The organism is Pseudomonas sp. LBUM1641 (assembly GCF_059716235.1).
Genome location: NZ_CP166815.1, coordinates 2,116,261 through 2,142,367 on the forward strand (window position 1 = coordinate 2,116,261; position 26,107 = coordinate 2,142,367).

Sequence of the window (26,107 nt, forward strand, 5' to 3'; positions counted from 1 at the left end):
TGCCTACCCTCGCTGTTTTCAGCTGGAGCGGTTGGCAACATGACCACAGAACCCGATCAACCCGAGCAGGCGGACGAACGGCAGGACCTGCCGGCGATGGACCTGGCGCGCATCCGCCACAACCTGATGCGCCGGCTCAATGCCAGCACCGCGCCCAGTCGCTTTATCAACGACCTGCACGCCGCCCATGGGCGCTGCACCGAGTCGGGTCGGCAACTGCGCCGGATCATGCACCATGCACCACGAATCCAGCGGCTGGTCCGTGGAGTACTGCGTGAGCATTTCAGCCTGGAGCCCGACAACCTGTTGTTCAATGTCGCAGAGCTGCCCGGGCAGCCCGGCCGGGTGGACAGCCTGACGGAGCGGGCCATGGCCTTGCTGCACGTGCGGGTGTTTCCCCTCAACATCAACCAATTCACCCGCTTGAGCATTCAGGGCGAACCCGCCAGCAGCGTACGGTTGACCCCACGGGAAATCCTGAACCGGGTCAACGCCCTGGACCTGCCGGCACGCATCAGCGTGGCAAGGGCGGGCTATTGGGAGGGCTTGTCGCCAGGCAGCGCGTTGTCACGCACCGAACATTGGGTGCAGTTGCAGCAGGATTTTTTCGCCGACAAGGCACTGCTGGCCCATGCCCTGTGCCAACTGTCGGACCACGGCCTGGCCTTGGTCATGGGGTTGGTCGATGCGCCAACACCGCAAGCGCGGCGGCGCGCGGGTGGCGCCTGGGCACGCTTGCACGCCAGCGAACTGATGTGGGGCCCGGTCCCGCTGGGCGGCGCGCTGCACCTGTGTCGGCGCGGCGCGGACTGGGACCTTCGGCAAGTGGTGTACCTGCCGGGAGCAGCCCAGGGGTTTTATGAATTTGCCAGTTGGGTGGCCATGCAGCGTGACCTGCCGGCGCTGATCGTCGGTCTGGGGCACGCGAGCCTGCCGCTGCTCCGCCAGAATGAATGGGCAACAGAGCCTTACAGCGTGAGCCGTCGTGCTGAACTGACCGTCGATGCACTCCGTCACAGTGCATTGGCGCAGGTCCAGGTCCAGGCCGACAACGAATGGGCATGCCTGGATCTACGGCGGCCAGGCGGGACACCGCCGGGCCTGAGTTTGCAGCAGCGTTTGCACCAGGTGGAGCGCGCCCGCCGTCCAGCCATCGGTACGCCGCCGTTGAACCAGGCCATCGAGCAACTGCTGGCGTGGGACCACAGCCGCCGCGCCAGGGAAGTCACCTGCGGGCTGCTGCATCCCGGCATGGCGGTGCGAACCCGTGAGTCGCTGGTGCAGCGTTATGAGCGGGGTGTATTGACGTTGCTGGACACGAAGGATTTGCTCAGGGACTGCCCGCCTTATGAGGCTTGCATCGCTCTGCAAACCCAGTGGCAGCAGCAGGTTTCAGCGGTTTCTACATTGCTGGAAGACCAGGAGGCTCAGCTTGCCCGGCGAGAATTCTGGCTGCACACGCCGGCGGGCATTGCTCACAGCCGGGCCGCGCAATTGTTGAGCGGGCAACGCAACGCCATGCTCCACGAGGCGCACTTGCAGCGGCAGTTGGGGTTGATCAGCGAGGCCAATCTGGACGCATTGATAGAGGCCTTGGATAAAGGCGATCAACCTCGTCGCTGCCGCGTATTGAGCCTGTCCTTTGGCCAGTCCCGACAGCCACTTTTTGCGTTGCATGGGGTGTTTGTCGTCACCACGCCGCAGGGCCTGAGCCAGCCGGCGCTGCCGGAGCCGGTGCTGTTACAGGTGCCGGGCAAGGACGGCGGCTTGCAGGCGTTTACTTCCCTGGACGAGCTCTCTGCCAGCCTCGATGCCAGCCTCAAAAGTCCGGATGGTTCGGCGTTATGGCATTGCGTCGGCCGCGACCAGCGGCGATCGGCACGGACGCTGATCCGTGGGCTGGGCGCTGACGCGCCAGTACTGGTCTACTTTCAGGTACTGGAGGGCAACCTCTTGTCTGAGCGTTTTCAGGCGTACATCCGGCAGGTGCAACAGGATCTGCTTTGGGTGGATGGCGGCGGGCGGCCGTTCAGTGAAGTGAGCGACATCGGGTTGGCGCGTACCCTGCTGTCCCAGGAGCTGGGGTATCAATTGCAAGTGCCGGACAGTGCCGCCCGGGCGGTGGCGTTGGCCAATATCAGCGTGCTACGGCTGGCGGCGGCGCACGTGAAAGCCCTACCGGAGTGGCTGGCCGGCGCCGGCCAGGCATTACGCAAACGTTACCAGCGCCAGTGGCTCCAGCAACTCGCCAGCAGCGCGGTGCTTGAGCAGCAGTTGGCGTTGGCGTTGCCCAGCCTGGAATCCTTTGCGCGCACCACCTTGATCGAGCGGTTGCGCAAGGACGGGCTTCACCCGCAACTGGACATTGACGAGCCCTTCCTCGACATGCCCGACGATGTCAGTACCCATTGGGAGTCTCACCCTCAACGACCGGCGGGGGATTCCGGGGTGCGGGTGGTGGTAAGCCCGCAACGCAACACCTACAGCCTTTTGCAACTGGCACTGCACAACCTGGATGCAGAGGCGCCCTGGACCGAACTGCGCCTGCACTACAGCCGCTACCTGGGTGCGCACTGGGCCAGGCACTTGCCGGCAAAGGCGTTGATCGAGCTTATTTCCAGCCTGGATGTGGCAGGGCAGTACGAGCAGTTAGTCACCCGGGCCTTTTACCCCGCAAAGGATGAGACGCCGGCGTTGCCTCCAGCGCTGGTCGAACGGCCCTTGAACCAACAGGCACGCACGGCTTTGTTCAGTGCCACTCAACAGGGCCTGAGTACGGCGGGCCAAAGCCTGTTCGCGACCGCGCTGGCTGCACGCACGCTACAGGACCTGCAGAAAAACGGGCACGCGCTACAACTGTGCTTCGTGCATCTGGCGGCCCTGACCCTGAAATTGCCTCGGCATGTCGCCGGTATGCTGCTGATCCATGATCAGGTCTCCGCGGTGACGCTGCTCTACTGGCCCCAGGTCAAGGGCCATGCACCACTGACTGAACATGCCAGCCTCGCGGCGGCGATGCAGGTGTTGATGGGCTTGGCGGCGCGCCCGGAAAATCGTGCACAACTAGCGCTACAGATTGCGTCGGGGTGGGAGGAGGACGCACTGGCAAGTTATCCGGTGCCGGTCAGTCGCCTGCCTTGGACGCTCGACTGGCGCGCAGTGACGCCGTCGTTGAATCGGGGGTTTCCCGTATCAGTGTTTGACGGCTTCATGTGGACCTATACCGTGATCAAGCGCTGGTTCGCGTTGCGCCGCCAGCAACCGGCCACCACCTTGGCGGAGACTGAACAGGAGATTGGCGAGCAGATCACACAGGATCCCCGGCGGTGGTTGGACATTACCTGCACCACCGGTAGCGACTTTCTGCAAATCCTCGCCCATGGCCAATTGCTGGGCCTGCAGCGGGACGTGCGAGCCGTGGCCAATTCACGCCGTGCGCTGCTCGACTACCGCCAGTTGCGCCTCGGCGAGCAGTCGGAGGCACGTGTGCGGGGCCTGTTGTCGTTTATCCCGGGCGTGAGTATTGGGGTCAATCTGTATGAGCTATTGCTCGCCGCGCGCCGCGCTCACCACAGTGGCGATCCGGCGGATGCGGTGGCAGCGGGCTTCGCCACCTTCGTGCTGGTGACGGACGTGGCCTTGTTTCTTATGCCACAGGGCAAAGCCAGCCCCAGGCTGGGGGCGTTGTTGAACAGGGTTCGGCACCGCCAGCGAGTGCTGGGTGGCGGAGTCGGCAACCTACGCCTTCCGTCTACGAGCAAGCCCTTCAAAGGGTTGGGCGCGCTCAAGAAGCCACCGGTGGCCGAGGAGGCCGTGACCTTGCATGGACCGGTCAACAAGGGCAGCCACGTCAGGGGCGGCGAGCAGTTTATCCTTGATGGTGATTCGGCGTATCCGGTGTACCGCCGCAAGGGTGAGCAGAACCTGCGTTTGAAAAAGCCCGGCAACGAAGGCCAGGACGAACTGCTGCTCTACATCGAGCAACCTGGAGAATGGTTGTTGCGGGCCGATGCTCCCGAACCTCGACCTGGCCCTAGTTCCGGGATTCATCGGCCGTGGGAAGCGGCGCGGGCTGGCACCGAATGGGTTGCGCCAGTTGTGCCCCACACTGAGCGCCTGGCCCGGCAACCGATGTTGGCTTCAAGTCATTGGCAGGCATGGGGGCGTGGGTTGGAAGGGCCTGGAATTCAGGAAATATCTCCGTCACGGCGGTTGTACCGTATTCAGGGGGCGCAGTCTTACGACGCTGTCATGTTGGGGGATAAATATTATGAACTGTTGCCCAATGGCTCGACTGCCCCCGAGGGCGTCATATTTTTAAAACAGCCCGAGTTGCCTCCTGTAACTGTAAGAGATGAGTTAACGCGTTGGATGCTGCCAGGACAGCGCGAGCAGCCGATCCCGGCCACCTTTGGAGCCGATCAGCTATGGACCCCACGCGTGCCGCTGTTTACCCGGCCCATTGCAGACTACGTCGGCGACGCCTTTCCCGGCCTGACACCGGCCAGTCGCTATTTCGTCACCACGCGCTTGCTGGAAATAGCCGACACCGGCCGTTCGATGACCGCCACTCGCATGCTCAACATCCGTGCAACCCTGGATGAGTGGCTACCCTCTCCCCCCGAGGTGCCGGGCCAGACTGACGACCTGTTTCGCATGCTCAGGCCGCTCGCTCGACGGCAAAAATTGAGTGTCAATATTGGCCGTGAGGGGAAAGCTCCGGGGCTTGAACGCGTCGATTTCGTGCCGGTGACGCCGATCGCCTCCGAGGTACTCAACAAACCTGCCGAGGGCTCCGGTTACGCTCGGCCTAACGCTGCCCAGCATGCGGTGTTACAGGTGCTGGAGCGTCAGGGCTTTGCCATTAAAAAACTACACAAAAGCAGTACCGCAGGGCTGTACAACTTATCGTGCACGCATCCGAAGTCCAACAATCTGTATTACGTATTAACGCGCTGGAACGACTCATCGAACGTTCGCCTGAACTCAGGGCGCAGGGTGCAGCTGTCCGACGCGTGGTTTCGCTATAACGGCGAGCAGCAAGCGCACACTTACGCGCCTGTCATACGGGCGTTGGACGAGGGACGTCTGGTCCGGATAATCGCGGGGTTGCAACAGATTGGGCAAGGTAATCCGGTCACGGTGTTCTTTGCCAAAATGGAACGTTTCTAAGCGTGCCCGACAGTGTGGTTGCTATCGGGCAATACCAGTCAGCGACTCAGCAACGATGCCGCGCCCGCGCCACTGAACAGCCCGGCACTGACCCGGTTGAACCAGCTTTGGCCCTTGCCGCTGCGCAGATACCGCGCAGCGCCATGGGCGCCCAAGCCATAGGCCAGTTTGCACAGCAGGTCGAGCACGCTCCAGGTGGCGATCATGATCAGCAACTGCGGCAAAAAGGCCTGCTGGGCACTGAGGAATTGCGGCAGGAAGGCGGCGAAAAACAGGATGTCTTTCGGGTTGCTGGCGCCCAGCACGAAGGCTCGGCCAAACAGCGCACGAAAACGCGGGGTGGCGGCCACTTGCGGCACGTCGGCACCGAGTGACGGCTGCCGCGATTGCTGCCAGCTCTGCCAGGCAAGATAAAACAGGTACAGCGCGCCGACGATCTTCAGGGCGCTGAACAGCTGCTCCGAGGCCAACAACAACGCGCCCAAGCCCAGCGCCGAGGCGCTCAACAGGCAGATGGAAGCAATCACCCCACCGAGAAAGGCCGGGTACGAACGGCGCAGGCCGTAGTTCAAACTGTTGCTGATCATCAGCAAGGACAGGGGCCCGGGGATCAGGATCACCACCAGCGCAGCGCCGCTGAACAGCAGCCAGGTTTCCAGACTCATTGCATTCCTCCATTCGTACAAAAGCCCCACCCGACGGGGTGAGGCAGGGTCAAGCCAGTTGGCCTACAGGAACGCGAACTTGGCGATAAAGATCGCGCACAGCACCCACAGGCTGATGGAAATTTCCTTGTGTCTACCGGTACCGGCCTTCAGCGCCACGTAGGTGATAAAACCCAACGCGATGCCATCGGCGACGGAGAAGGTCAGAGGCATCATGATCGCCGTGACGATCGCCGGAATGCTGTCGGTGGCGTCGTCCCAGTTGATGTGAGCCATGCCGCTCATCATCAGCATCGCCACATAGATCAACGCGCCTGCGGTGGCATAAGCGGGAATCATGCCAGCCAGCGGAGCAAAAAACATCGCTGCGATAAACAACACGCCAACCGTAACGGCCGTCAGCCCGGTACGGCCACCGGCGGCAACCCCGGCGGCGCTTTCCACGTAACTGGTAACTGGCGGTACGCCGACCATGGCGCCGAACACGCTGGAAGCACTGTCGGCTTTCAGGGCGCGGGAGAGGTTTTCGATCTTGCCATCGGCATTCACCAGGCCTGCACGCTGGGCGACGCCCATCAAGGTGCCGGCAGTGTCGAACATGTGCACAAACAGGAAGGCGAACACCACGCTGATCATGCTGACGTTGAACACGCCCATCACGTCCATCGCCATCCAGGTCGGCGCCAGGCTCGGCGGGGAGGCGATGATGCCGTGGTATTCCACCAGGCCCAGGCCCCAACCGGCGAGGGTCACGGCGATGATGCTGATCAGGATTGCGCCAAATACCCGGTGGTAGCTGAGGATCGCAATCAACAGGAAGCAGATGGCCGCCAGCAGCGGGGCGGGCTCATGCAGGGAGCCGAGCTTGATCAAGGTGGCCGGGCTTTGCACGATGATGCCGGCGGTTTTCAGGCCGATCACCCCGAGAAACAGTCCGACACCTGCGCCCATCGCGTGGCGCAGGCTCACCGGAATGCTGTTGAGCAGCCACTCGCGAATACGCGAGAGCGTCAGGATCATGAACAACACCCCGGAGACAAACACCGCACCCAGTGCCGTCTCCCAGTTGTAGCCCATGGTGCCGACCACGGTGTAGGTGAAAAACGCGTTCAGGCCCATGCCTGGTGCCAGGCCTACCGGCCAGTTGGCGTAGAGCCCCATCAACAGGCAACCCAGCGCAGCCGCGATGCAGGTGGCGACAAACGCCGCGCCGTGATCGATGCCGGCGTCGGCCATGATGTTGGGGTTGACGAAGATGATGTAGGCCATGGTGATAAAGGTCGTGAGGCCAGCGATCAGCTCGGTCTTCACTGTGGTGCCATGCAAGCGGAGTTTGAACAGGCGTTCCAGCCAACCGTTGTGGGTTGGCGAGAGGTCGAGCGTAGGGGCTTCGGATTTGCGGCTTTCCACAGCAAGTACTCCTCAAGAGTTTTATTGTTATTTCCAGCGCCGGTCACATGAGTGGGCAGCAGCGCTTTGAGGTACCAGCGGGTTTTGTTGACCAACAGGTCAGGAACTCGCACGAAGCGAATTATGCTTTTGTATACAAATAAAGCAAATAATGTTTTCTATTTTGTGTGCGAAAAGGATGAAAGGCAATTCAGGATTGGCCACCGAGTGCCTTGTTTACTGCCAGCCAGCCCTCTACTGCCGTCTCGCCAGCCTCTGCAAACGCCCGTTGCAGCAGCTTCACTTGCTCGCGACGCAACGACTGTTCGAAACGCTGACCTTCTTCGGTCAACTCCAGCAGGCGCTTACGTTTGTCGGTCTCTGAAGCCACGCTATTCACCAGGTGCATTTCCTGCAATTGGCGCAACGGCATGTTCAACGCCTGTTTGCTCACGCCGAGCAATTCCAGCAATTCCTTGACGCTCAAGGCCGGGTAGCGCGCGATAAAAAACACGATGCGTTGATGCACCCGGCTCAGGCCACGGCGCTCCAGCATTTCGTCGGCCTTGGCGGTGAACGCCTGGTAGCCGAAGAAGAAGGCTTCCATGGCGGTTTGTTGGCTGGTCTGGTTTTTAAGGTCAAGCATATTGACGTATCTGCCCAAGTCGTCGTAATTTCGGTCAACCAGTTTGACGTATTTTCCTCAGGCTTCGCTACCGGTGACCCATATGGCCTTCTCAGAACGTGTTTCGCGCCTCAAAAGCTCCTTGATCCGTGAAATCCTCGCGGCGGCGCAAAAGCCGCAGGTGATGTCCTTCGCCGGTGGCCTGCCGGCCGAAGTGATGCTGCCCAAGCTGGATTGGACCGACATGCCGCTGAACATTGGCCAGTACGGCATGAGCGAAGGCGAACCGCAGTTGCGTGAGTTGCTGGCGGCCGAGGCGCGGGGGCTGGGTATTACGTGCCAGGCCAGCCAGGTCATGGTGGTCAGCGGCTCCCAGCAAACCCTGGATTTGGCGGCCAAGTTGTATATCGACAAAGGCACCAAAATCCTGCTGGAAGGCCCGACCTATCTCGCGGCGTTGCAGATATTCCAGCTGTTCGGCGCAGAGTGCCTGACCGTACAGCTTGAGGCGGACGGTCCGGACCTGAAGGCACTGCGCAGCAGCCTTGAGCAGCATCGTCCGTCCTTCGTCTACTTGATCCCGACGTTCCAGAACCCCTCGGCGGTACGCTACAGCGAGGCCAAGCGCGGGGCCGTCGCCGCGCTGCTGGACGAGTTCGGCGTGACCCTGATCGAAGACGAGCCCTACCGCGAACTGACCTTCGACGGCGGCAGCGCGCAACCCATCGTCAGCCGGCTGAAAAAGGCCAGCTGGATCTACACCGGCACCGTATCCAAGACCTTGTTGCCCGGCCTGCGGGTCGGTTACCTGATCGCCAGCCCGGACCTGTTCCCGCACCTGCTCAAGCTCAAGCAGTCAGCCGACCTGCACACCAACCGCGTTGGCCAGTGGCAGGCGATGCAGTGGATCGGCACCGAGAAATACCAGCACCACCTGGTGGAACTGCGCGGTTTTTATCGAGGCCGCCGCGACGCATTCCAGGCTGCACTGCAGCGGCATTTCAGCGACCTGGCCGACTGGCAAATACCCCAGGGCGGATTATTCTTCTGGCTGACCTTGAAACAGCCGCTCGATACCCGCACCTTGTTGGCACCTGCGCTCGACCAGGACATCGCGTTCATGCCCGGTGAGCCGTTCTTTTCCGAGCCGGATAACCATCACGGTCACCTGCGGCTCAATTTCAGCCATATCGACCCGGCGCGTTTGGACGAAGGTCTCAAGCGTCTTGCCGCGGTGGTCCGTCAAGCACAGCACGCGCAAGCGGCATAGGGGAGCCTCCATGTACAAGGTTTACGGCGATTACAAATCGGGCAACTGCTACAAGGTCAAACTCATGCTCAGCCTGTTGGGCATCGACTATGAGTGGATCAATGTCGACATCCTGAACGGCGACACCCAGACTGCCGAGTTCCTGGCCAAGAACCCCAACGGCAAGATCCCGGTGCTGGAACTCGAAGACGGCACCTGCCTGTGGGAATCCAATGCGATCCTCAACTTCCTCGCCGACGGAAGCGAGTTCCTGCCCACCGAACCGCGCCTGCGCACCCAAGTGCTGCAGTGGCAGTTTTTCGAGCAGTACAGCCATGAGCCGTACATCGCGGTGGCGCGGTTTATCCAGTTTTACCTGGGGCTGCCGGAAGATCGGCTGGAGGAATACAAGAAGCTGCACAAAGGCGGTTACAAGGCACTGAAGGTGATGGAGCGTCAGTTGCAGTTGACGCCGTACCTGGTGGGCGACCAGTTCTCGATTGCCGATGTGGCGCTGTATGCCTACACCCATGTGGCGGATGAGGGTGGTTTTGACCTGGGCGCTTATCCGGGTGTGCAGGCGTGGTTGAAACGCGTGGCCAGCCATCCAAAGCATGTGCCGATGCTGGGCTGACAATCCGGTCAAAAATGTGGGAGCGGGCTTGCTCGCGAATGCGGTGGATCAGCCAACCTATGCATTGGCTGACACACCGCCTTCGCGAGCAAGCCCGCTCCCACATTTAGTTTTGCGGTGCGCCAGGTAATTCTTCATTGAGCAACTCAAAACAGCGCTGCGCCGCCGGGCTCAACGGCTGCCCACTCCGACTGATCAACCCGATCTCCCGGTTCACCCCCGGATGATCAATCGTAATCCGCTTCAACCCTTCCAGGCTGTCCGCCGCCGATTCCGGCAACACACTGATCCCCAAGCCCTGCCGCACCAACGCCAACACGGTCGACATGTAGTTGGCCTCCATCCCCGCGAGCATCGTCAGGCGTGTTTCGTCGAACAACGCGTCCACCTGTTCCCGCACGCTGCTGTCGCGGCCCGTGAGGATGATCGGCTGCTCGGCCAGTTGCTCCAGGCTCAACTTGGCATAGCGAGTCAACGGATGATCCAGCGGCACGAACGCACATAACCGATCATTCAGCACTGGCACAAACGCCAGCCCATGACTCAACCGCGCCCGCACGCCAATACCGAAATCCACGTCGCCCGAACGCACTTGCGCATGAATGCGATGGGCCACCAGGTCATGCAAGCGCACCTCGATCCCGGCAAACCGCTCGCGAAACAGACGCAGGGCAGGCGGCAATGCACCGGCGCACACGGAGGGCAGGGCGGCGATGGTCACCACGCCTCGGCGTAGCGCCGCAAGGTCGCGGGAGCCGGTGACGATGTTGTCCAGGTCCAGCAACAGCTTCTCCATCGGCCCGCGTGCATCCAGGCCGGCGGCGGTGATGCTGACGTGGCGCGGGCTGCGGTCGAGCAGGGCAACCCCCAGCCATTCCTCCAGTTGTTGCACCTGCACGGTCAGCGCCGAGGGCGAGAGATGCAGCTCATTGGCGGCCTTGGTAAAGCTGCCCGTGCGGGCAACGGCGAGAAACGCCTGGATATGCTGGATCGAATTTTTCATTTTTATTTTGCTCGAGCGTTTTGTTTTTTCGAATGTGGAGTGCCGAATATTCCAATTTACAAAGCCTAACGCGATTCCAATACTCCAGGGAAAACAATAACCGGCCGAAAACGCCGTTCTGGAGCTACCCCATGCTCGCTACCCTGGGTGTTATCACCATCCTGTGCCTGCTCACTGCCGTCATGAGCAAACGCCTGTCGCCACTGGTGGCCCTGATCGCCTTACCGATCATCGCCGCGCTGCTCGGCGGTTTCGGCCTGCAAACCAGCGCCTTCATCATCACCGGCATCAAGAACGTCGCCCCCGTGGTGGGCATGTTTGTGTTCGCGATCCTGTTTTTCGGGATCATGACCGATGCCGGCATGCTGGATCCAATCATTGATCGCATCCTGCGCACGGTAGGGACGCGTCCTACACGGATTGTCGTTGGTACCGCGACCCTGGCGTTGCTGGTGCACCTGGACGGCTCCGGCGCGGTGACGTTCTTGGTGACGATTCCGGCGATGTTGCCGCTGTATACGCGATTGGGGATTGATAAACGCATCCTCGCCTGTGTGGCGGCGATGGCGGCCGGGGTCAACTTCCTGCCCTGGACCGGCCCGGTGTTGCGCTCTTCGGCGGCATTGCATGTGCCGGTGGCGGACTTGTTCCAGCCGCTGATCCCGGTGCAGATCGTCGGCCTGGTCTTTGTGTTTGCCTGCGCCTGGTGGCTGGGCCACCGTGAAGAAAAACGCCTGGGGCTGGGCGCCGGTTCCAGCGTGGACGCCGTGCCGCAACGGGTGCTCAGCGAGGATGACATTGCCCTGCGTCGCCCGCGGCTGTTCTGGGTCAACCTGATCCTGACGGTGCTGGTGATGGTGGTGATGATTGCCGGTTGGGTCGACCCGGTGGTGATGTTCATGCTCGGCACCGTGGTGGCGCTGTGCATCAACTACCCGAACGTCGACGCCCAGCGCGCGCGGATCGATGCCCATGCAAAAACTGCCCTGACCATGGCCAGCATCCTGCTCGCCGCCGGTGTGTTCACCGGCATCATGCAAGGCACCGGCATGCTCAAGGCCATCGCCGAAGTGGCGGTGGCGCAGATTCCGGCGGGCCACGGCAAGCTGATCCCGGCGGTGGTGGGCTTCCTGTCGATGCCGTTGAGCATGCTGTTCGATCCCGATTCCTACTACTTCGGCGTGATGCCGGTGATTGCCGAAGTCGGCAAAGCCCTGGGCGTCGACCCGCTGCAAGTGGCCCAGGCCTCGTTGCTGGGCGTGCACACCACCGGCTTCCCGGTCAGCCCGCTGACGCCCGCGACCTTCCTGTTGGTGGGCCTGTGCAAGATCGAACTGGCCGATCACCAGCGCTTCACCATCCCCTTTCTGTTTGCCGCGTCGGTGTTGATGACCCTGACGGCTTTGCTCCTGGGAGTGATTTGACATGAAAACCTTGCGCATCGGTTCCGGCGCCGGCTACTCCGGTGACCGTATCGAGCCTGCGGTGGAATTGGCCGAACAGGGCGACCTGGATTACCTGGTCTTCGAATGCCTGGCTGAACGCACCATCGCCCTGGCGCAACAGGCGCGGATCAGCGATCCACAAGGCGGTTACGACCCGCTGCTGAGTGAGCGCATGCGCCGCGTGCTGCCCTTTGTCGGCCAGCCCGGCGGGCGCCGGCGCTTGCGGGTGATCACCAATATGGGCGCAGCCAACCCGGTGGCCGCGGCGGCTGAAGTTCGGCGGATTGCCAGTGAACTGGGGCTGAACCTCAAGGTGCTGGCGGTGATTGGCGATGATGTACTCGAGACCCTGCGGGGCCAGCCGGAGCAGTTGCTCGACAACGGCCAGACCCTTGGCTCATTGGGCGACCGGCTGATTTCCGCGAATGCCTACCTGGGTGCCGACGGCATCATCGACGCGTTGCGCGCCGATGCCGACGTGGTGATCACTGGCCGGGTGGCAGACCCTTCGTTGTTCCTGGCGCCGCAGATGTTCGAATTCGGTTGGGCTGGCGATGATTGGCAACGCCTGGGACGTGGCACGCTGGTGGGGCATTTGCTGGAATGTGCCGGGCAGGTCAGCGGTGGCTACTTTGCCGATCCGGGTTTCAAGGACGTGGACGACCTGGCACGCCTGGGCTTTCCGTTGGCCGAGATTGATGCCGACGGCGAGGCACTGATCACCAAGGTCGCCGGCACCGGTGGGCGGGTCCGCCGGGCCACGTGCACCGAGCAACTGATCTACGAAGTGCATGATCCGGCCGCCTACCTTACGCCGGACGTGTGCGCGGATTTTTCCGGGGTGGCGTTTACCGAAGAAGCCGTGGACCGGGTGCGAGCCCACGGCGCAAACGGACGGCCACGGCCAGAGCAGTTGAAAGTCAGTGTCGGGTATCTGGATGGCTGGATCGGCGAGGGTCAGATTTCCTACGGCGGCCCGGGTGCGGTCGCCCGTGCGCAGCTGGCCCGCGATGTGGTCCTGAAGCGGTTGGAGTTGACCGGCGTGCGCATGCAGGACGTGCGTGCCGAATTGATCGGCATCGACTCCCTGCACGGCGCGCGCAGCACTGTTGAACCCTGGGAAGTGCGCCTGCGCATTGCCGCCCGCTGCGAAGAACGCAGCGAGGCGGTGCGCGTCGGCAATGAAGTGGAAACCCTCTACACCAACGGCCCGTCCGGCGGCGGTGGCGCGAACAAGAGCCTGCGCCAGGTGGTGGCGGTGGCGTCGTTATTGCTGGCGCGCAATGCGGTCAACCCGAGGATCGAGTCATGAAGCTGCATACCCTGGCCCATTCGCGTACCGGCGATAAGGGCGACACCTCGAACATCTCGATCATCGCGTATCGGGCCGAGGACTATCCGCTGCTCTGCGAGCAATTGACGGCTGAGGTGGTGGCGGCGTTTTTTGCGCCGTTACTGGAGGAGGGCGCACCACCGGTGCGGCGTTATGAATTGCCCAATGTGCAGGCGCTGAACTTCGTGTTGCCGGGCATCTTGCGGGGTGGAGTGACGCGGTCGCTGGCGTTGGATGCCCATGGCAAGTGCCTGGGCTCTGCATTACTGGATATTGAATTGCGCTCCCTGTAGGAGCGAGCGTGCTCGCGAAAAACCTGAGAACCCCGCTGGGTGCCAGGCTTCCCGCGTTATCGTTTGCGACCTTCGCGAGCAAGCTCGCTCCTACAGGGGAAGCGTGGCCGGGCTTCAGGCCGCCGCAAACCGCTTGTCCAGGTAATCGATGATCACCTTGGAGTCGTACATCCAGGTGGTCTGGCCGTTTTCTTCAATGCGCAGGCACGGCACCTTGATCTTGCCGCCTTGCTCCAGCAAGGTCTGGCGATCCTGTTCGTTGTTCTTCGCGTCCTTCAAGGCCACCGGCACGTTCAGGCGGCGCAGGGTGCGGCGGGTCTTCACGCAGAACGGGCAGGCGTGGAATTGATACAGCGTCAGGTCCTTGGCCGCCTGGTCAACCAGGGCTTGGGCGCTCGCCGGGCGTTGTTGCTTGCGCGGGCGGGTGATGAAGTCGCCGAAGATGATGATCTGGCCGAGGCCTACTCGAAGCGCTTTAACGAACACGGTTATAAACCTCTTGCCCTAGACTTAAGGGGCCGCAGCTTACCTGATTTTTCACAGGCGAAAAAAAACCGGCGATGAACGCCGGTTTTTCCAGGTGCTGCGTATTACTTGATCAGGCTGAGAAACTCGCTGCGGGTCGCCGCGTTTTCGCGGAACTCACCCAGCATCACCGACGTGATCATCGACGAATTCTGCTTCTCCACACCGCGCATCATCATGCACATGTGCTTGGCCTCGATCACCACCGCAACGCCCAGGGCGCCGGTGACCTGCTGGACCGCATCGGCGATCTGGCGGCTGAGGTTTTCCTGGATCTGCAGGCGACGGGCATACATATCGACGATACGCGCGACCTTCGACAGGCCAAGTACTTTGCCGCTCGGGATATACGCGACGTGAGCCTTGCCGATAAACGGCAGCAGGTGGTGTTCGCACAGCGAGTACAACTCGATGTCCTTGACCAGCACCATTTCGCTGTTGTCAGAGCTGAACAAGGCACCGTTGGTGACTTCTTCGAGGGTCTGTTCATAACCGCGGCAAAGATACTGCATGGCCTTGGCGGCACGTTTTGGCGTGTCGAGCAGGCCCTCGCGGGAGACGTCCTCGCCGAGTTGGCCAAGGATCTCTGTGTAATTCTGTTCCAGGGACATGAAACTACCTAGTAGGGTTTTCGCAAAGGGCAAGGGTACGGCGGCCAACACATCGCTGCAAGCCTGACGATGGCACTTGTTACTCGTCCCGGCCTTCCATCATGGTGCGCTTGAGCATCACATACACCGCACCAGCGCCGCCGTGACGTGGCTGGCATGAGGTAAAGCCGAGCACTTGCGAGTGCTGGCGCAGCCAGGTGTTGACGTGGCTTTTGATCATCGGCCGCTTACCGTCCAGGCGCACAGCCTTGCCATGGGTGACGCGCACGCAGCGGATTTCGAATTTGGTGGCTTCGGCGAGGAACGCCCAGAGGGTTTCGCGGGCTTTTTCGACGGTCATGCCGTGCAGGTCGAGGCTGCCTTCGAACGGAATCTGGCCGACCTTGAGCTTGCGCATCTGGCTTTCCTGCACGCCGTCGCGGGCCCACATCAGCTCGTCTTCGGGGCCTACATCGATAACGAACTGATCCGACAGGCCGTCCACGGTGGTGGCGTCCGTGCGCACGGTCGCGGCCTGGCGCAGCTTGGCGATCTGGGCGCGGTCGGTCTTGGGTTTGCCGGTCTCGGCGCGATCGTGCTTGATCGGCTTGACGCCGCGCAGCTCGTTCTTGAATAGGGAAAAATCGTCGTCTTGCATGTCAGCCTCCGCGAAGGGCGGGCAGTTTACCTAATCGCGGCGGCTTGATGCGCAACAAACGCTATCTGGATGCCATCAGTCGTGCTTTTTCATCAGGTGCGAGGCAATGTTCAGTGACAGGGGCTGGCGCATGCGCCGACGGCAACGGCGCCACAGCCAAACGCCGAACCACAGCACCAGCAGGCCGATCACCAACAGTATTGCAGAACCGCCAGGGCTGGCGTTCAGTTCGCCCAAGGCCGGTGAATGTCCAGACAAACCAGCGGCACCGGCAATTGCCAGCAGCACGCCCACGATCGCAAACAGCGCGGCAAAGCCGGCGCCGATGCGCAGACGCCAGTTGCTCGGGCCCTTGGGGCGCAAGCGACGAGCATCAAAACCATCGGATATCTTCATTCCGACCTTTCCTCCAGGGTATCGGCCCTTCGACCGGAAGATACACAGGTTGTTCCGGGTACAGAGGCAATTGCAGCAAATGACAGGTATTTGCGGATGAGCGGGCGGCTACCCGCTCATCGAAGGTCGATCAGATCAGATCTTTGGTCAAGGCGAGGGTGGCGAAGTTGTCGGCCATGATGGCCATTTCGGTCTGCTGCACGTGGTCGGCGCTGAGGATGCCGCCCTTGTACGGCAGGTCGCGGGTGGCGCAGGCGTCTTCTACCAGGGTGCAGCGAAAGCCCAGGTTCTTTGCCGCGCGCACGGTGGTGCTGACGCTGGAGTGGCTCATGAAGCCGCAGACGATCAGGTCCAGGGAACCGAGGTCTTGCAGGTGCTTCTCCAGCCCAGTGCCATGGAAGGCGCTTGGCAGCAGCTTGCCGATGATGGTCTCGTCAGCCTGGGGCTCGAGGCCTGGAATGAACTCACCGCGCTCGCCCTGGGGATCAAACAGCCCGCCGACTGTGCCCAAGTGGCGCACATGCACGATCGGGCGCCCGGCGTTGCGCGCGGCAGCGGCCAGTTGCTTGATGTTTTCCACAGCCGCGTCCATGCCCGAGAGGGCGAGGGGACCGCTGAGGTATTCCTTCTGGGCGTCGATGATCACGAGGGTCGCATGGTTCAGGTTCGCCGCTGCGTAACCACGACCGCTGAGTTGAAACATCGTCTTTGGAACGGACATTCTGGGGCTCCTGTGAGTGGGGCTTTTGTGACATTGTCCTCTGGCTGAGCGCTTCTGTGAATCGCTACCATCGTAAGGTACGCCGTTGCTGGCGTGTAGCGATGTCAATAGGTCACTACGTTTAGGCAAAAACCGCGTTTAAGATGAAATCCGACGTGCGGTAAAGGGTTTTTTCGTACATCGTCGGTACAGCTTAAGACTGTTAGAATCGCCGGTCGTTTTTTCCAGGAGCTTGCCCCCGTGATCACTTCTCGCCTGCGCACCTTGCGCGACCACATCCGATGGGCCGTCAGCCGTTTCCATGGGGAAGACCTGTTTTTCGGGCATGGCACCGACAACGCCTGGGACGAAGCCCGGCAACTGGTGCTCGGCGCCTTGCACCTGCCGTGGGAAATTGCCGACAGCTACCTGGATTGCAACCTGGAAGAAGAGGAAATCTCCCACGTACAACGCTTGCTGCACCGACGTATCCACGAGCGCGTGCCGACCGCCTACCTGTTGAAGGAAGCCTGGTTCTGTGGCATGTCGTTTATCGTCGATGAGCGCGTGCTGATTCCACGCTCACCGATTGGCGAACTGATCGAAAACCGCTTCGAACCGTGGCTTGGCACACCGCCAGCACGCATTCTGGACCTGTGCACCGGTTCCGGTTGCATCGGTATTGCGTGCGCCTACGAGTTCCAGGACGCCGAAGTGGTGCTGGGCGACTTGTCCTTTGAAGCACTGGAAGTGGCCAACCAGAACATCGAGCGCCATGGCGTCGACGAGCGGGTCTATACCGTTCAAGGCGATGGTTTTGATGGTTTGCCGGGCCAGCGTTTTGACCTGATCGTGTCCAACCCGCCCTATGTTGATGCCGAAGACTTTGCCGACATGCCGGATGAATACCAGCACGAGCCGGAACTGGGCCTGGCTTGCGGAGATGACGGTTTGAACCTGGTTCGGCGGATGCTGGCCGAAGCGGCGGATCACTTGACCGAGAAGGGCTTGCTGATTGTCGAGGTGGGCAACAGCCAGGTTCACGTCGAGGCGTTGTACCCGGAAGTGGACTTTGCCTGGCTGGAGTTCCAGCGCGGTGGGCACGGGGTGTTCATGTTGACGGCAGAGCAGTGCCGGGCGCATCAGGCGGTGTTTGCCGCCAGGGTCTAAACCCTGCCTGACAGTATGCTGATACTTGTGGCGAGGGAGCTTGCTCCCGCTGGGCAGCGTAGCGGCCCCAAGAATCTTGGGAGCGCTTCGCACTCCAGCGGGAGCAAGCTCCCTCGCCACAAATACACTTTATGATTCAGCGATGCGTCGCAATCCAGATCAACAACCCCGCCTGAAACACGGTAAACGCCACCAAACACGTAATCGTAAAGCGCAACCCGCTGTCTTCGCGCTTGAACTTGGTGACCTTTTCCTCTTCCTTGCGCAGCTTCACTTCCTGCTCGGCGAGGTTCTGCTCGGCCTGTTGCAGCATCTGCGCCGCTTCCAGAATCTCTACGAACTGCAGCTTCTCCGTGTTCCAGCTGTCCAGCACATCGCTGACCTTGCCCGGCTGCACGTTGCCCTTCAAATGCTGGACATCGGCATACGCCACATCAAAGCCCTGGATTCGCAGGAAGTGGTCCCGGCGCAGGCGTGTGGCTTCGTTCAGTGCGTCCTTGTTGGCCAGGTCAACGCCGTCGACGCGGTAGTGCGACCACTTCTTTTTCGCCCAGGCAGCGCCCTGGGCCACCAGGAAGCGGCCGATGCCGCGGTTCGCCGGTTCGATCTCCAGGCTGTTGCCCGGGCCAAAATGCACGCGGTGGGTGGCGTGGTCGACCCAGATATCCAGGTGATTCTGTTCCCGACGCACCCGCTGGCCAGGCAATTGGATGACCATCCGCAGCAGGCTGTGGTCTTTGTTGTTGCGTTCGGCCCAGCCGAACTGCACAAAGCGCAGGGGCCGCACGCCGGTGGCGCGGTCGGTGGCCAAAGGGGCCAGGCGCAGCATCTTGAAATGTTCGGCCTGTACCTCCGCCCACGGTAACGCGGCCGATGCGGCGGCCTCGGTTTCAGCCGTGGTGTCGGCGGTAGGTTCGGGTGTTGCTTCGGTGTTCGTCATTCGGCGCGATCCTGTCCAAGCTCTGCGGGCCGACAGGCTTTTTGCTGTCGACCCAGGGCTTATCGGCCGTTTTACTCAGGACTGGAGGGGGAATACTTGCTTAACTGGCGCGAAGTCCGTCGATAAAGCGAACCAGGCGTGTGCCGAGTGCGGCAGCCAGCGGCAACTGTGGGTCGTTGTAGGATGCCAATTGCTGCTTCACGTCATTGGGCACGATGCGCATCACGTGGTTCATGCCCTCGATCACCGTCAGCTCAGCGTCGGGCTTGGCCTTCTGCAGTTGTTGCGCATCGGCCACGCCGACCTGCAGGTCATTGGTGCCCTGGATGATCAGCGCCGGCATCTTCAGTCGGGCAAATGCCGCCGAAGGATCAGCGCGGAACAGGCTGATCAGATAAGGCTGCACGCTGGGACGGAAAATGCCCTCAAGCGGTGTGGGCACATCGGCATCCACCTGGCCGGCCCTGAGGTGATCGAGAATCTGGTTGCTGCGCAATAACAGCGCGGGAGGCATGTGATCGGCCAGTTGCTGGCGGATGACCTGGTCCACCGGGCGTGCACTGCCCGACAGGGAAATTACCCCGGCCGGATTCAGCTGCGGGGCGGCGAGGGCAGCTACCAGCGCGCCTTCACTGTGGCCCAGCACAATCAACGGCCCCATGCGCGGGTCGGCTTTGAGCAACTTGCCCCAGGCCACGGCGTCGGACACATAGGCGTCCAGGGTCAGGTTACGTTCATCGGGGGTGGCGGCAAGGCTGGCGGCTACACCGCGCTTGTCGTAGCGCACGCTGGCGATGTTGTGTTTGGCCAGCACCCAGGCCAGGCGCTTGAGGCTGTCGTTGCGTGCGCCGTCGGCGCTGTTGCCGTTGCGGTCGGTGGGCCCGGAGCCGGCGATGATCAGCACCACCGGCACTGGCTTGTCGGATTTGGGTAACAACAGCGAGCCAAACAGCTCACCACTGCCGGTGTCCAGGCTGATGGGCCGTTGCAGCACGACAGGGGAGGCGGCGAAGCCAAGGCTGGAAAACAGGGTAAGGGTCAATAGCAGAACTCGCAGCATCATCGCGCCATCATGAGGAAGGTGCCGGTTGGACCAACGTCTACCGGTAAGGTTTCGAGGATGAACTAGTCGGTTAGCCTGCGTATACTGGCCGCCTTAAGTTATTACGGTTGACTTGATTCAACTGATTTCACGGAGCGCTCTGCATGTCCGGCAATACCTACGGCAAGCTGTTCACTGTTACCACCGCGGGCGAAAGCCATGGCCCGGCGTTGGTCGCCATTGTCGACGGCTGCCCGCCGGGCCTCGAGTTGTCCCTGGAAGACCTGCAGCGTGACCTCGACCGCCGCAAGCCCGGCACCAGCCGACACACCACCCAGCGCCAGGAAGCCGACGAAGTCGAAATCCTCTCCGGCGTATTCGAAGGCCGCACCACCGGTTGTGCCATCGGCCTGCTGATTCGCAACACTGACCAGAAGTCCAAGGACTACTCGGCGATCAAGGACCTGTTCCGTCCGGCCCACGCCGACTACACCTACCACCACAAATACGGCGAGCGCGACTACCGTGGCGGTGGCCGCAGCTCGGCGCGGGAAACCGCGATGCGCGTGGCGGCCGGCGCGATCGCGAAGAAATTCCTGGCGACCCAGGGCATCGTGATCCGCGGCTACATGAGCCAGCTGGGTCCGATCCAAATCCCGTTCAAGACCTGGGACAGCGTCGAAGACAACGCCTTCTTCTGCCCCGATCCGGACAAGGTGCCGGAGCTGGAAGCCTATATGGACCAGCTGCGCCGCGACCAGGATTCCGTCGGCGCCAAGATCACCGTGGTCGCCGAGGGCGTGATGCCAGGCTTGGGCGAGCCGATCTTCGACCGCCTCGATGCCGAACTGGCCCACGCACTGATGAGCATCAACGCGGTCAAGGGCGTGGAAATCGGCGCCGGGTTCGACTGCGTTGCCCAGCGTGGCACCGAGCACCGTGACGAGATGACCCCGGAAGGTTTCCTCAGCAACAACGCCGGCGGCATTCTCGGTGGCATCTCCTCCGGCCAGCCGATTGTTGCGCACCTGGCGCTCAAGCCAACGTCCAGCATCACTACGCCGGGCCGCTCGATTGATGTGCATGGCAACCCGGTGGACGTGATCACCAAGGGCCGTCACGACCCGTGTGTCGGCATCCGCGCCACGCCGATTGCCGAGGCGATGATGGCCATTGTGTTGATGGATCACTTGCTGCGTCATCGTGGGCAAAACGCCGATGTGAAGGTCAGCACTCCGGTGTTGAGTCAACTGTGACGGTGTGTGGCGAGCGAGCTTGCTCGCGCTGGGCTGCGAAGCGACCCCAAAGCCTGCAACCCGGTATTAGCTGGAGAACTGCGGCGCTTCTATTGGTGGGGCCGCTTCGCGCCCCAGCGCGAGCAAGCTCGCTCGCCACATGTCACTTATGCTGACGAAAGCACTCCCATACTGGCGACTCTCCAGCTTCTACCTGTTCTATTTCGCCCTGCTGGGGGCGACGGCGCCGTTCCTCGCGCTGTACTTCGATCACTTGGGCTTCTCCAGCGCGCGCATTGGCGAGCTGGTGGCCATCCCCATGCTGATGCGCTGCGTGGCCCCCAATTTGTGGGGCTGGCTGGGGGATTACACCGGCCGGCGCCTGGCCATCGTGCGCTTTGGCGCGGTGTGCACCCTGGTGAGCTTCTCGCTGATCTTTGTCAGCAAGACCTACGCCTGGCTGGCGCTGGTTATGGCCTTGCACGCGTTCTTCTGGCACGCGGTGCTGCCGCAGTTTGAAGTGATCACCCTCGCGCACCTGCAAGGCCAGACCTCGCGCTACAGCCAAGTGCGGTTGTGGGGCTCCATCGGTTTTATCCTCACCGTGGTGATCATGGGCCGCCTGTTCGACTGGCTGAGCCTGGATATCTACCCGGTGGTGATCGTGGTGATCATGGCCGGCATCATCGGCGCGAGCCTCTGGGTGCCGAATGCGCAGCCGCCGGCCCAGGGCAACCGCCTGGCCGGTGACGGCTTTTTGCGGCAACTGCGCAGCCCTGGCGTCCTCGCGTTTTATGCCTGCGTGGCGCTGATGCAAATGAGCCACGGCCCGTACTACACCTTCCTGACCTTGCACCTCGAACACCTCGGTTACAGCCGTGGGGTGATCGGCATGCTGTGGGCCCTGGGCGTGGTCGCGGAAGTCTTGATGTTCTTGGCCATGAGCCGGATTCTCTCGCGCTTTTCGGTACGCCGGGTGCTGATGGCGAGTTTCCTGCTGGCGGCGCTGCGCTGGTTACTGCTGGGCTCGTTCGCCGAATTCTTCTGGGTGCTGCTGTTGGCGCAGGTGATGCACGCGGCGACCTTCGGCAGTTTTCACGCGGCCGCCATCCAGTTCGTGCAACGCAGCTTTGGTGCTCGCCAGCAAGGCCAGGGCCAGGCACTGTATGCCGCACTGGCCGGTACCGGCGGTGCGCTGGGCGCACTCTATTCAGGTTACAGCTGGAACCTGCTGGGGCCGACCCTGACCTTCAGCATTGCCAGCGTCGCGGCCCTGGCCGCCGCCATAATCATTGGCATTCGATTGCAAGAGGAGCGGCCATGAGCCGCTCCCGTGACAGAGGAAGAGTTTGATGAGCTATCTCGCCGTTTACCACGTCTCCACCCCCGACACCCCGAACAAGGTCCTGACTCACCAGGACGATATCGCGTCGACCCTGGCCGAGCTGGGCGTGGCGTTCGACCGCTGGCAGGCGGCTACCCGGCTTGAGGCAGGCGCCAGCGAGGTTGAGATCATCGCGGCCTATCAGGCGCCCATCGACACGCTGATGACCGAGCGCGGTTACACCCATGTCGATGTGATCAGTGTCAGCAACGACCACCCGCAAAAAGCCGAACTGCGTGCCGAGCGACTCGGTGAACACCGCATGGCGCAAGACCACGTACGCTTCTTCGTCGCGGGCCGTGGGCTGTTTACCTTGCACATCGAAGACTATGTGTACGCGGTGTTCTGCGAGAAAAACGACCTGATCTCGGTGCCAGCCGGCATCAAACACTGGTTTGATATGGGGGAGAACCCGCACTTCGTGGCAATCCGCCTGTTCAGTGACCCTGAAGGGCAGGCGGTCAAGCTGACCGGCGACGCGATCGCCGAGGGCTTTCCCCGGCTTGAGGACTAAGTGCGCCCGCCAATGCCTCCTGAATAGGGGGCATTTTTTTAAGTTCAATCCCTGCATGTTGGAAATCGCCGTAGGAATAAACTTTAAAGTTTGTGGGCAGCAGCTGTTTCTTGTTGGCCTTACTTAATACTTCCACTCTTTGTGTAACTCTCTCTGGTCGCAATAGTTATTCGCCTGTCAATAGGAGTTATCCGATTTCAGGCGTTACAAGACCCATCTGAAGAGAGAGGCCTGCATGAGCGGTCCAGAGCCACAGGAACAACCGTCCACGCACACTGATAACGCGCCGGTTGCCAGCCGCAAGTCGCGTGCGATGTTGTCGGGTAAACCCCTGACCCCAAAGGAACGGGAAATTCTGCATTGGGCGATCGAGGGCAAGACGGTCTGGGAGATCAGCAGAATTCGCTCAGTTTCCCAGGCCACGGTGAAGTTTCACCTGCGCAACATCTACGGCAAGTTGCAGGTGACTAACCGGGTGCAGGCGGTGAACGAGGCGCTCAAGCAGGGGTTGTGCGAATAAAAAAAGGCCGTGGTGCGCAACGGCACCACGACCTGTTCGGGTCCTGCATGTCAATCAAGCCGAATGGTAGGTCGGCAGGGCAAAGCGATGCTGGCTTTGCAGCATCGAAATCTGTGGCAGGTCGCTGGCTTGTTCAGCCAGGTCGCGGCGAATGGCGCTGATGACCCACGTCAGTTGGTCGGCCGTGTGCAGTTGCTGATAAGAGATCGAACGTTTGATCTGCTTGCCTTCGCTGTTACGCAAGGTCAGCAGAATGCCGCCATCAGGACGTGCCTGGGTGGTGACGTCGAAATTGGAGAACACAGAAGAAAATTTATCTTGGATCAGGCTCATATCTATCAGCTCCGTTTGCTCATGTTTTGCAGCGTGGAGTGATAGGTGCAGTGATTGTGCCAGTACTGAGTATCTTAAAAAATCGTTGCAAATCAGATAGTTATAAATTTTTTAGATTTTCAGTTTCGTGCAATTTGCATGAATGGCCATCGTGCATCCTGCATTTTGCGGGGTTTTGCCAAGTGTTTCGCCGCGGGAGGGCGATGCAGGTCTTCCATAGTGACCGCGTCACCGGCCGTTAAATTCCTTTTCCTTTTGGGATACAAAACTTTTCAAATCCTGCGTGTACAGCCGAAGAATGGCTGGCGTATTTTCCTGCAAGGCATTCGGCACCGGTCTTACGGTGCGAAGGGTGCCTGAGGGTCATACGAACAATAAGAAAAAGGACGTTCCCGCCATGAGCCACCCGCCGAGTGACATGATCACCTGGGGCAAGATGCTGCGTAAGGTGCCCACCATTGTCCGTGCCCTGCCGCGCCTGGTCCGCGGTATGCGCGCAGCCAACGTCACAGACCCTGCGCAACCGTGCGGCCTGGGCTGGACGTTCGAGCAAGCCACTCAACGCAATCCCGATGGCGCCGCGCTGCTGTATGGCGACAGTGTGCTCAGCTATCGCCAGGCCAACCAGCACGCCAACCGCATGGCCCATTACCTGCAACAGCAGGGCATCGGCAAGGGCGACGTGGTGGCCTTGTTTATCGAGAACCGCCCCGAGTTGCTGCTCAGCGTGTTGGCCGTGGCCAAGGTGGGCGGTATTTGCGCGATGCTCAATACCTCCCAAACCCAGGCCGCGCTGGTACACAGCCTGAACCTGGTGACGCCGGTGGCGGTTGTCGTGGGGGCCGAGTTGGCTGGGGCCTACGAGGCCGTGCGCAGCCAGGTGGCAATTGAGGCCGATAAAACCTGGTTTATCGCCGATCAGCAGCACACCAGCGTGCCGCCGAATTATGTAGACCTGATGGCCGCCAGCGCCGATTTTCCGGTGGAAAACCCCACCAGCACCCAGCAAATCTACTTCAACGACCCTTGCTTCTATATCTACACCTCCGGCACCACCGGCTTGCCCAAGGCCGGTATTTTCAAACATGGCCGCTGGATGAGAACTTCGGCCAGTTTCGGCACCATCGCCCTGGATATGGGCCCCGAGGATGTCGTCTATTGCACCTTGCCGCTGTATCACGCCACCGGTCTGTGCGTGTGCTGGGGTTCGGCGATTGCCGGGGCCTCGGGGTTTGCGATTCGCCGCAAGTTCAGCGCCAGCCAGTTCTGGGACGATGCGCGCCGGTTCAATGCGACCACCCTCGGTTACGTCGGCGAACTGTGCCGCTACCTGATCGACCAGCCTGCCAGTGAGCAGGACCGGGATAACCGGGTGACGAAGATGATCGGCAACGGCTTGCGCCCTGGCGTCTGGGCTGAATTCAAGCAGCGCTTTGGCGTCGATCACATCTGCGAGCTGTACGCCGCCAGTGACGGCAATATCGGCTTCACCAATGTGCTGAATTTCGACAACACCATCGGCTTTTCCCTGATGCACTGGGCGCTGGTGGACTACGCCCATGACAGCTGTGAGCCGATTCGCGGCACTAATGGTTTCATGCGCGAAGTGCCGAAGGGCGGTCAGGGCCTGCTATTGGCCCGGATCGACGACAAGGCGCCGTTCGACGGCTACACCGACCCCGAGAAGAATCGCAAGGTGGTGCTCAGCGATGTGTTCGAGAAGGGCGACCGCTATTTCAACACCGGCGACCTGTTGCGCAATATCGGCTTCGGTCATGCCCAATTCGTTGATCGGCTGGGAGACACCTATCGCTGGAAAGGTGAAAACGTCTCCACCACCGAAGTCGAAAACATCTTCCTGCAGCACCCGCAGATCTCCGAGGTGGTGGCCTACGGGGTTGAGATTGAAAACACCAATGGCCGCGCCGGCATGGCCGCCATCACGCCCGCCGAATCCCTGGCCTCCCTGGACATGCGCGAGCTGCTGACGTTTGCCCATGGGCAACTGCCCGCGTATGCGGTGCCGTTGTTCCTGCGGATCAAAGTGAAGATGGAAACCACCGGCACCTTCAAATACCAGAAGGTGAAACTCAAGGAGGAGGCGTTCGACCCGGAAAAGGCCGGCGATGATCCGATCTTCGCCTGGCTGCCGGGATCGGACAGCTACGTGCCGGTCACGGGCCAACTGCTGGCGGAAATCCAAGCGGGCAAGTTCCGTTATTGATTCTGCCTATCGCCGCTTTTGGGAAAAAAGGCATGACAGTGGGGAACTCCATCGCGAGACTGGGCGCC

24 protein-coding genes are annotated in these 26,107 nt (G+C 61.3%); 12 read left to right on the forward strand and 12 right to left on the reverse strand.

Translation table 11 applies throughout. The features are described from left to right. Positions 1–39: 39 nt before the first annotated feature. Complete coding sequence (locus ACA046_RS09700) at positions 40–5,172, forward strand: dermonecrotic toxin domain-containing protein (protein WP_497676353.1); 5,133 nt, start codon at positions 40–42, stop codon at positions 5,170–5,172. A 38-nt stretch (positions 5,173–5,210) separates the two neighbouring features. Here ACA046_RS09700 and ACA046_RS09705 read toward each other — a convergent pair whose 3' ends face one another. The 3 genes from ACA046_RS09705 to ACA046_RS09715 all read right to left on the reverse strand — a co-directional run bounded on the left by ACA046_RS09705 (position 5,211) and on the right by ACA046_RS09715 (position 7,872). Then, positions 5,211–5,837 (reverse strand): LysE family translocator, encoded by a 627-nt coding sequence (locus ACA046_RS09705; protein ID WP_459027313.1) that lies wholly within the window; start codon positions 5,835–5,837, stop codon positions 5,211–5,213. 63 nt (positions 5,838–5,900) lie between these two features. Further along, complete coding sequence (locus ACA046_RS09710; RefSeq protein WP_497676354.1) at positions 5,901–7,247, reverse strand: NCS2 family permease; 1,347 nt, start codon at positions 7,245–7,247, stop codon at positions 5,901–5,903. 190 nt (positions 7,248–7,437) lie between these two features. Further along, positions 7,438–7,872, reverse strand: coding sequence for a MarR family winged helix-turn-helix transcriptional regulator (locus tag ACA046_RS09715; protein ID WP_010176086.1), 435 nt, complete (start codon positions 7,870–7,872; stop codon positions 7,438–7,440). Between the two features lie 82 nt (positions 7,873–7,954). Here ACA046_RS09715 and ACA046_RS09720 point away from each other — a divergent pair, with 82 nt between their 5' ends. Both ACA046_RS09720 and ACA046_RS09725 read left to right on the forward strand, forming a co-directional pair. After that, entirely contained in the window at positions 7,955–9,121 is a 1,167-nt protein-coding gene (locus tag ACA046_RS09720) for an aminotransferase-like domain-containing protein (protein ID WP_497676355.1), read from the forward strand. Between the two features lie 10 nt (positions 9,122–9,131). Then, on the forward strand, positions 9,132–9,734 hold the full coding sequence (locus tag ACA046_RS09725; RefSeq protein WP_167662525.1) for a glutathione S-transferase family protein: 603 nt from the start codon (positions 9,132–9,134) through the stop codon (positions 9,732–9,734). Between the two features lie 106 nt (positions 9,735–9,840). On the opposite strand, the gene ACA046_RS09730 is transcribed toward ACA046_RS09725, so the two are convergent. After that, positions 9,841–10,737, reverse strand: a complete 897-nt coding sequence (locus tag ACA046_RS09730; protein ID WP_459027320.1) for a LysR family transcriptional regulator — start codon at positions 10,735–10,737, stop codon at positions 9,841–9,843. 131 nt (positions 10,738–10,868) lie between these two features. On the opposite strand from ACA046_RS09730, the gene ACA046_RS09735 reads away from it, so the two are divergent. The 3 genes from ACA046_RS09735 to ACA046_RS09745 are packed head-to-tail and all read left to right on the forward strand — an operon-like array spanning position 10,869 to position 13,808. Beyond that, complete coding sequence (locus ACA046_RS09735) at positions 10,869–12,161, forward strand: CitMHS family transporter (RefSeq protein ID WP_167662524.1); 1,293 nt, start codon at positions 10,869–10,871, stop codon at positions 12,159–12,161. Position 12,162: 1 nt separating this feature from the next. Further along, complete coding sequence (locus ACA046_RS09740; protein ID WP_497676356.1) at positions 12,163–13,494, forward strand: acyclic terpene utilization AtuA family protein; 1,332 nt, start codon at positions 12,163–12,165, stop codon at positions 13,492–13,494. Further along, positions 13,491–13,808, forward strand: a complete 318-nt coding sequence (locus ACA046_RS09745) for an AtuA-related protein (RefSeq protein ID WP_497676357.1) — start codon at positions 13,491–13,493, stop codon at positions 13,806–13,808. Before ACA046_RS09740 ends, ACA046_RS09745 begins: the two co-directional genes overlap by 4 nt. 114 nt (positions 13,809–13,922) lie before the next feature. On the opposite strand, the gene ACA046_RS09750 is transcribed toward ACA046_RS09745, so the two are convergent. The 5 genes from ACA046_RS09750 to ACA046_RS09770 form a co-directional block, all read right to left on the reverse strand. Beyond that, complete coding sequence (locus ACA046_RS09750) at positions 13,923–14,294, reverse strand: glutathione S-transferase N-terminal domain-containing protein (protein WP_459027326.1); 372 nt, start codon at positions 14,292–14,294, stop codon at positions 13,923–13,925. A gap of 104 nt (positions 14,295–14,398) precedes the next feature. Continuing rightward, positions 14,399–14,944 carry a GTP cyclohydrolase I FolE gene (folE, locus tag ACA046_RS09755; protein ID WP_024076633.1) on the reverse strand — a complete coding sequence of 182 codons (546 nt, stop codon included), beginning with the start codon at positions 14,942–14,944 and terminating at the stop codon, positions 14,399–14,401. 79 nt (positions 14,945–15,023) lie between these two features. Then, positions 15,024–15,581, reverse strand: a complete 558-nt coding sequence (locus tag ACA046_RS09760; RefSeq protein ID WP_010176067.1) for a Smr/MutS family protein — start codon at positions 15,579–15,581, stop codon at positions 15,024–15,026. A 75-nt stretch (positions 15,582–15,656) separates the two neighbouring features. Then, the gene (locus ACA046_RS09765; RefSeq protein WP_076017396.1) at positions 15,657–15,977 is read right to left on the reverse strand and encodes a hypothetical protein; all 321 of its coding nucleotides are present in this window, start codon (positions 15,975–15,977) and stop codon (positions 15,657–15,659) included. Positions 15,978–16,107: 130 nt separating this feature from the next. After that, positions 16,108–16,698: a cysteine hydrolase family protein gene (locus ACA046_RS09770; RefSeq protein ID WP_008433198.1), complete on the reverse strand. Its 591-nt coding sequence runs from the start codon at positions 16,696–16,698 to the stop codon at positions 16,108–16,110. Positions 16,699–16,938: 240 nt separating this feature from the next. Between ACA046_RS09770 and prmB the strand changes: the two genes are divergently transcribed. Then, on the forward strand, positions 16,939–17,847 hold the full coding sequence (gene prmB / locus ACA046_RS09775) for a 50S ribosomal protein L3 N(5)-glutamine methyltransferase (RefSeq protein WP_003213129.1): 909 nt from the start codon (positions 16,939–16,941) through the stop codon (positions 17,845–17,847). A gap of 136 nt (positions 17,848–17,983) precedes the next feature. Here prmB and ACA046_RS09780 read toward each other — a convergent pair whose 3' ends face one another. After that, a complete protein-coding gene (locus ACA046_RS09780; RefSeq protein WP_497676358.1) occupies positions 17,984–18,787 on the reverse strand; it encodes a hypothetical protein in 804 nt (267 codons plus the stop codon). A gap of 100 nt (positions 18,788–18,887) precedes the next feature. After that, the gene (locus ACA046_RS09785; protein ID WP_497676359.1) at positions 18,888–19,850 is read right to left on the reverse strand and encodes an alpha/beta hydrolase; all 963 of its coding nucleotides are present in this window, start codon (positions 19,848–19,850) and stop codon (positions 18,888–18,890) included. A 143-nt stretch (positions 19,851–19,993) separates the two neighbouring features. Here ACA046_RS09785 and aroC point away from each other — a divergent pair, with 143 nt between their 5' ends. The 4 genes from aroC to ACA046_RS09805 all read left to right on the forward strand — a co-directional run bounded on the left by aroC (position 19,994) and on the right by ACA046_RS09805 (position 23,482). Further along, the gene (gene aroC, locus ACA046_RS09790; protein ID WP_497676360.1) at positions 19,994–21,085 is read left to right on the forward strand and encodes a chorismate synthase; all 1,092 of its coding nucleotides are present in this window, start codon (positions 19,994–19,996) and stop codon (positions 21,083–21,085) included. A gap of 151 nt (positions 21,086–21,236) precedes the next feature. Beyond that, complete coding sequence (locus ACA046_RS09795; RefSeq protein WP_459029230.1) at positions 21,237–22,388, forward strand: MFS transporter; 1,152 nt, start codon at positions 21,237–21,239, stop codon at positions 22,386–22,388. Positions 22,389–22,416: 28 nt separating this feature from the next. Beyond that, the gene (locus ACA046_RS09800; protein ID WP_459027335.1) at positions 22,417–22,962 is read left to right on the forward strand and encodes a 1,2-dihydroxy-3-keto-5-methylthiopentene dioxygenase; all 546 of its coding nucleotides are present in this window, start codon (positions 22,417–22,419) and stop codon (positions 22,960–22,962) included. Positions 22,963–23,197: 235 nt separating this feature from the next. Beyond that, positions 23,198–23,482 (forward strand): response regulator transcription factor, encoded by a 285-nt coding sequence (locus tag ACA046_RS09805; protein WP_459027337.1) that lies wholly within the window; start codon positions 23,198–23,200, stop codon positions 23,480–23,482. 54 nt (positions 23,483–23,536) lie between these two features. On the opposite strand, the gene ACA046_RS09810 is transcribed toward ACA046_RS09805, so the two are convergent. Then, positions 23,537–23,815 carry a DUF3509 domain-containing protein gene (locus ACA046_RS09810; protein WP_076017403.1) on the reverse strand — a complete coding sequence of 93 codons (279 nt, stop codon included), beginning with the start codon at positions 23,813–23,815 and terminating at the stop codon, positions 23,537–23,539. A gap of 397 nt (positions 23,816–24,212) precedes the next feature. Between ACA046_RS09810 and ACA046_RS09815 the strand changes: the two genes are divergently transcribed. Beyond that, positions 24,213–26,039 (forward strand): long-chain-acyl-CoA synthetase, encoded by a 1,827-nt coding sequence (locus ACA046_RS09815; RefSeq protein ID WP_497676361.1) that lies wholly within the window; start codon positions 24,213–24,215, stop codon positions 26,037–26,039. Positions 26,040–26,107 lie beyond the last annotated feature (68 nt).

Coding starts and splice junctions, on each gene's coding strand:
- ACA046_RS09700 (WP_497676353.1), top strand. CDS start 40: ATGACCACAGAACCCGATCAACCCGAGCAGGCGGACGAACGGCAGGAC.
- ACA046_RS09705 (WP_459027313.1), bottom strand. CDS start 5,837: ATGAGTCTGGAAACCTGGCTGCTGTTCAGCGGCGCTGCGCTGGTGGTG.
- ACA046_RS09715 (WP_010176086.1), bottom strand. CDS start 7,872: ATGCTTGACCTTAAAAACCAGACCAGCCAACAAACCGCCATGGAAGCC.
- ACA046_RS09720 (WP_497676355.1), top strand. CDS start 7,955: ATGGCCTTCTCAGAACGTGTTTCGCGCCTCAAAAGCTCCTTGATCCGT.
- ACA046_RS09725 (WP_167662525.1), top strand. CDS start 9,132: ATGTACAAGGTTTACGGCGATTACAAATCGGGCAACTGCTACAAGGTC.
- ACA046_RS09730 (WP_459027320.1), bottom strand. CDS start 10,737: ATGAAAAATTCGATCCAGCATATCCAGGCGTTTCTCGCCGTTGCCCGC.
- ACA046_RS09735 (WP_167662524.1), top strand. CDS start 10,869: ATGCTCGCTACCCTGGGTGTTATCACCATCCTGTGCCTGCTCACTGCC.
- ACA046_RS09740 (WP_497676356.1), top strand. CDS start 12,163: ATGAAAACCTTGCGCATCGGTTCCGGCGCCGGCTACTCCGGTGACCGT.
- ACA046_RS09745 (WP_497676357.1), top strand. CDS start 13,491: ATGAAGCTGCATACCCTGGCCCATTCGCGTACCGGCGATAAGGGCGAC.
- folE (WP_024076633.1), bottom strand. CDS start 14,944: ATGTCCCTGGAACAGAATTACACAGAGATCCTTGGCCAACTCGGCGAG.
- ACA046_RS09760 (WP_010176067.1), bottom strand. CDS start 15,581: ATGCAAGACGACGATTTTTCCCTATTCAAGAACGAGCTGCGCGGCGTC.
- ACA046_RS09765 (WP_076017396.1), bottom strand. CDS start 15,977: ATGAAGATATCCGATGGTTTTGATGCTCGTCGCTTGCGCCCCAAGGGC.
- ACA046_RS09770 (WP_008433198.1), bottom strand. CDS start 16,698: ATGTCCGTTCCAAAGACGATGTTTCAACTCAGCGGTCGTGGTTACGCA.
- ACA046_RS09780 (WP_497676358.1), bottom strand. CDS start 18,787: ATGACGAACACCGAAGCAACACCCGAACCTACCGCCGACACCACGGCT.
- ACA046_RS09785 (WP_497676359.1), bottom strand. CDS start 19,850: ATGATGCTGCGAGTTCTGCTATTGACCCTTACCCTGTTTTCCAGCCTT.
- aroC (WP_497676360.1), top strand. CDS start 19,994: ATGTCCGGCAATACCTACGGCAAGCTGTTCACTGTTACCACCGCGGGC.
- ACA046_RS09800 (WP_459027335.1), top strand. CDS start 22,417: ATGAGCTATCTCGCCGTTTACCACGTCTCCACCCCCGACACCCCGAAC.
- ACA046_RS09805 (WP_459027337.1), top strand. CDS start 23,198: ATGAGCGGTCCAGAGCCACAGGAACAACCGTCCACGCACACTGATAAC.
- ACA046_RS09810 (WP_076017403.1), bottom strand. CDS start 23,815: ATGAGCCTGATCCAAGATAAATTTTCTTCTGTGTTCTCCAATTTCGAC.
- ACA046_RS09815 (WP_497676361.1), top strand. CDS start 24,213: ATGAGCCACCCGCCGAGTGACATGATCACCTGGGGCAAGATGCTGCGT.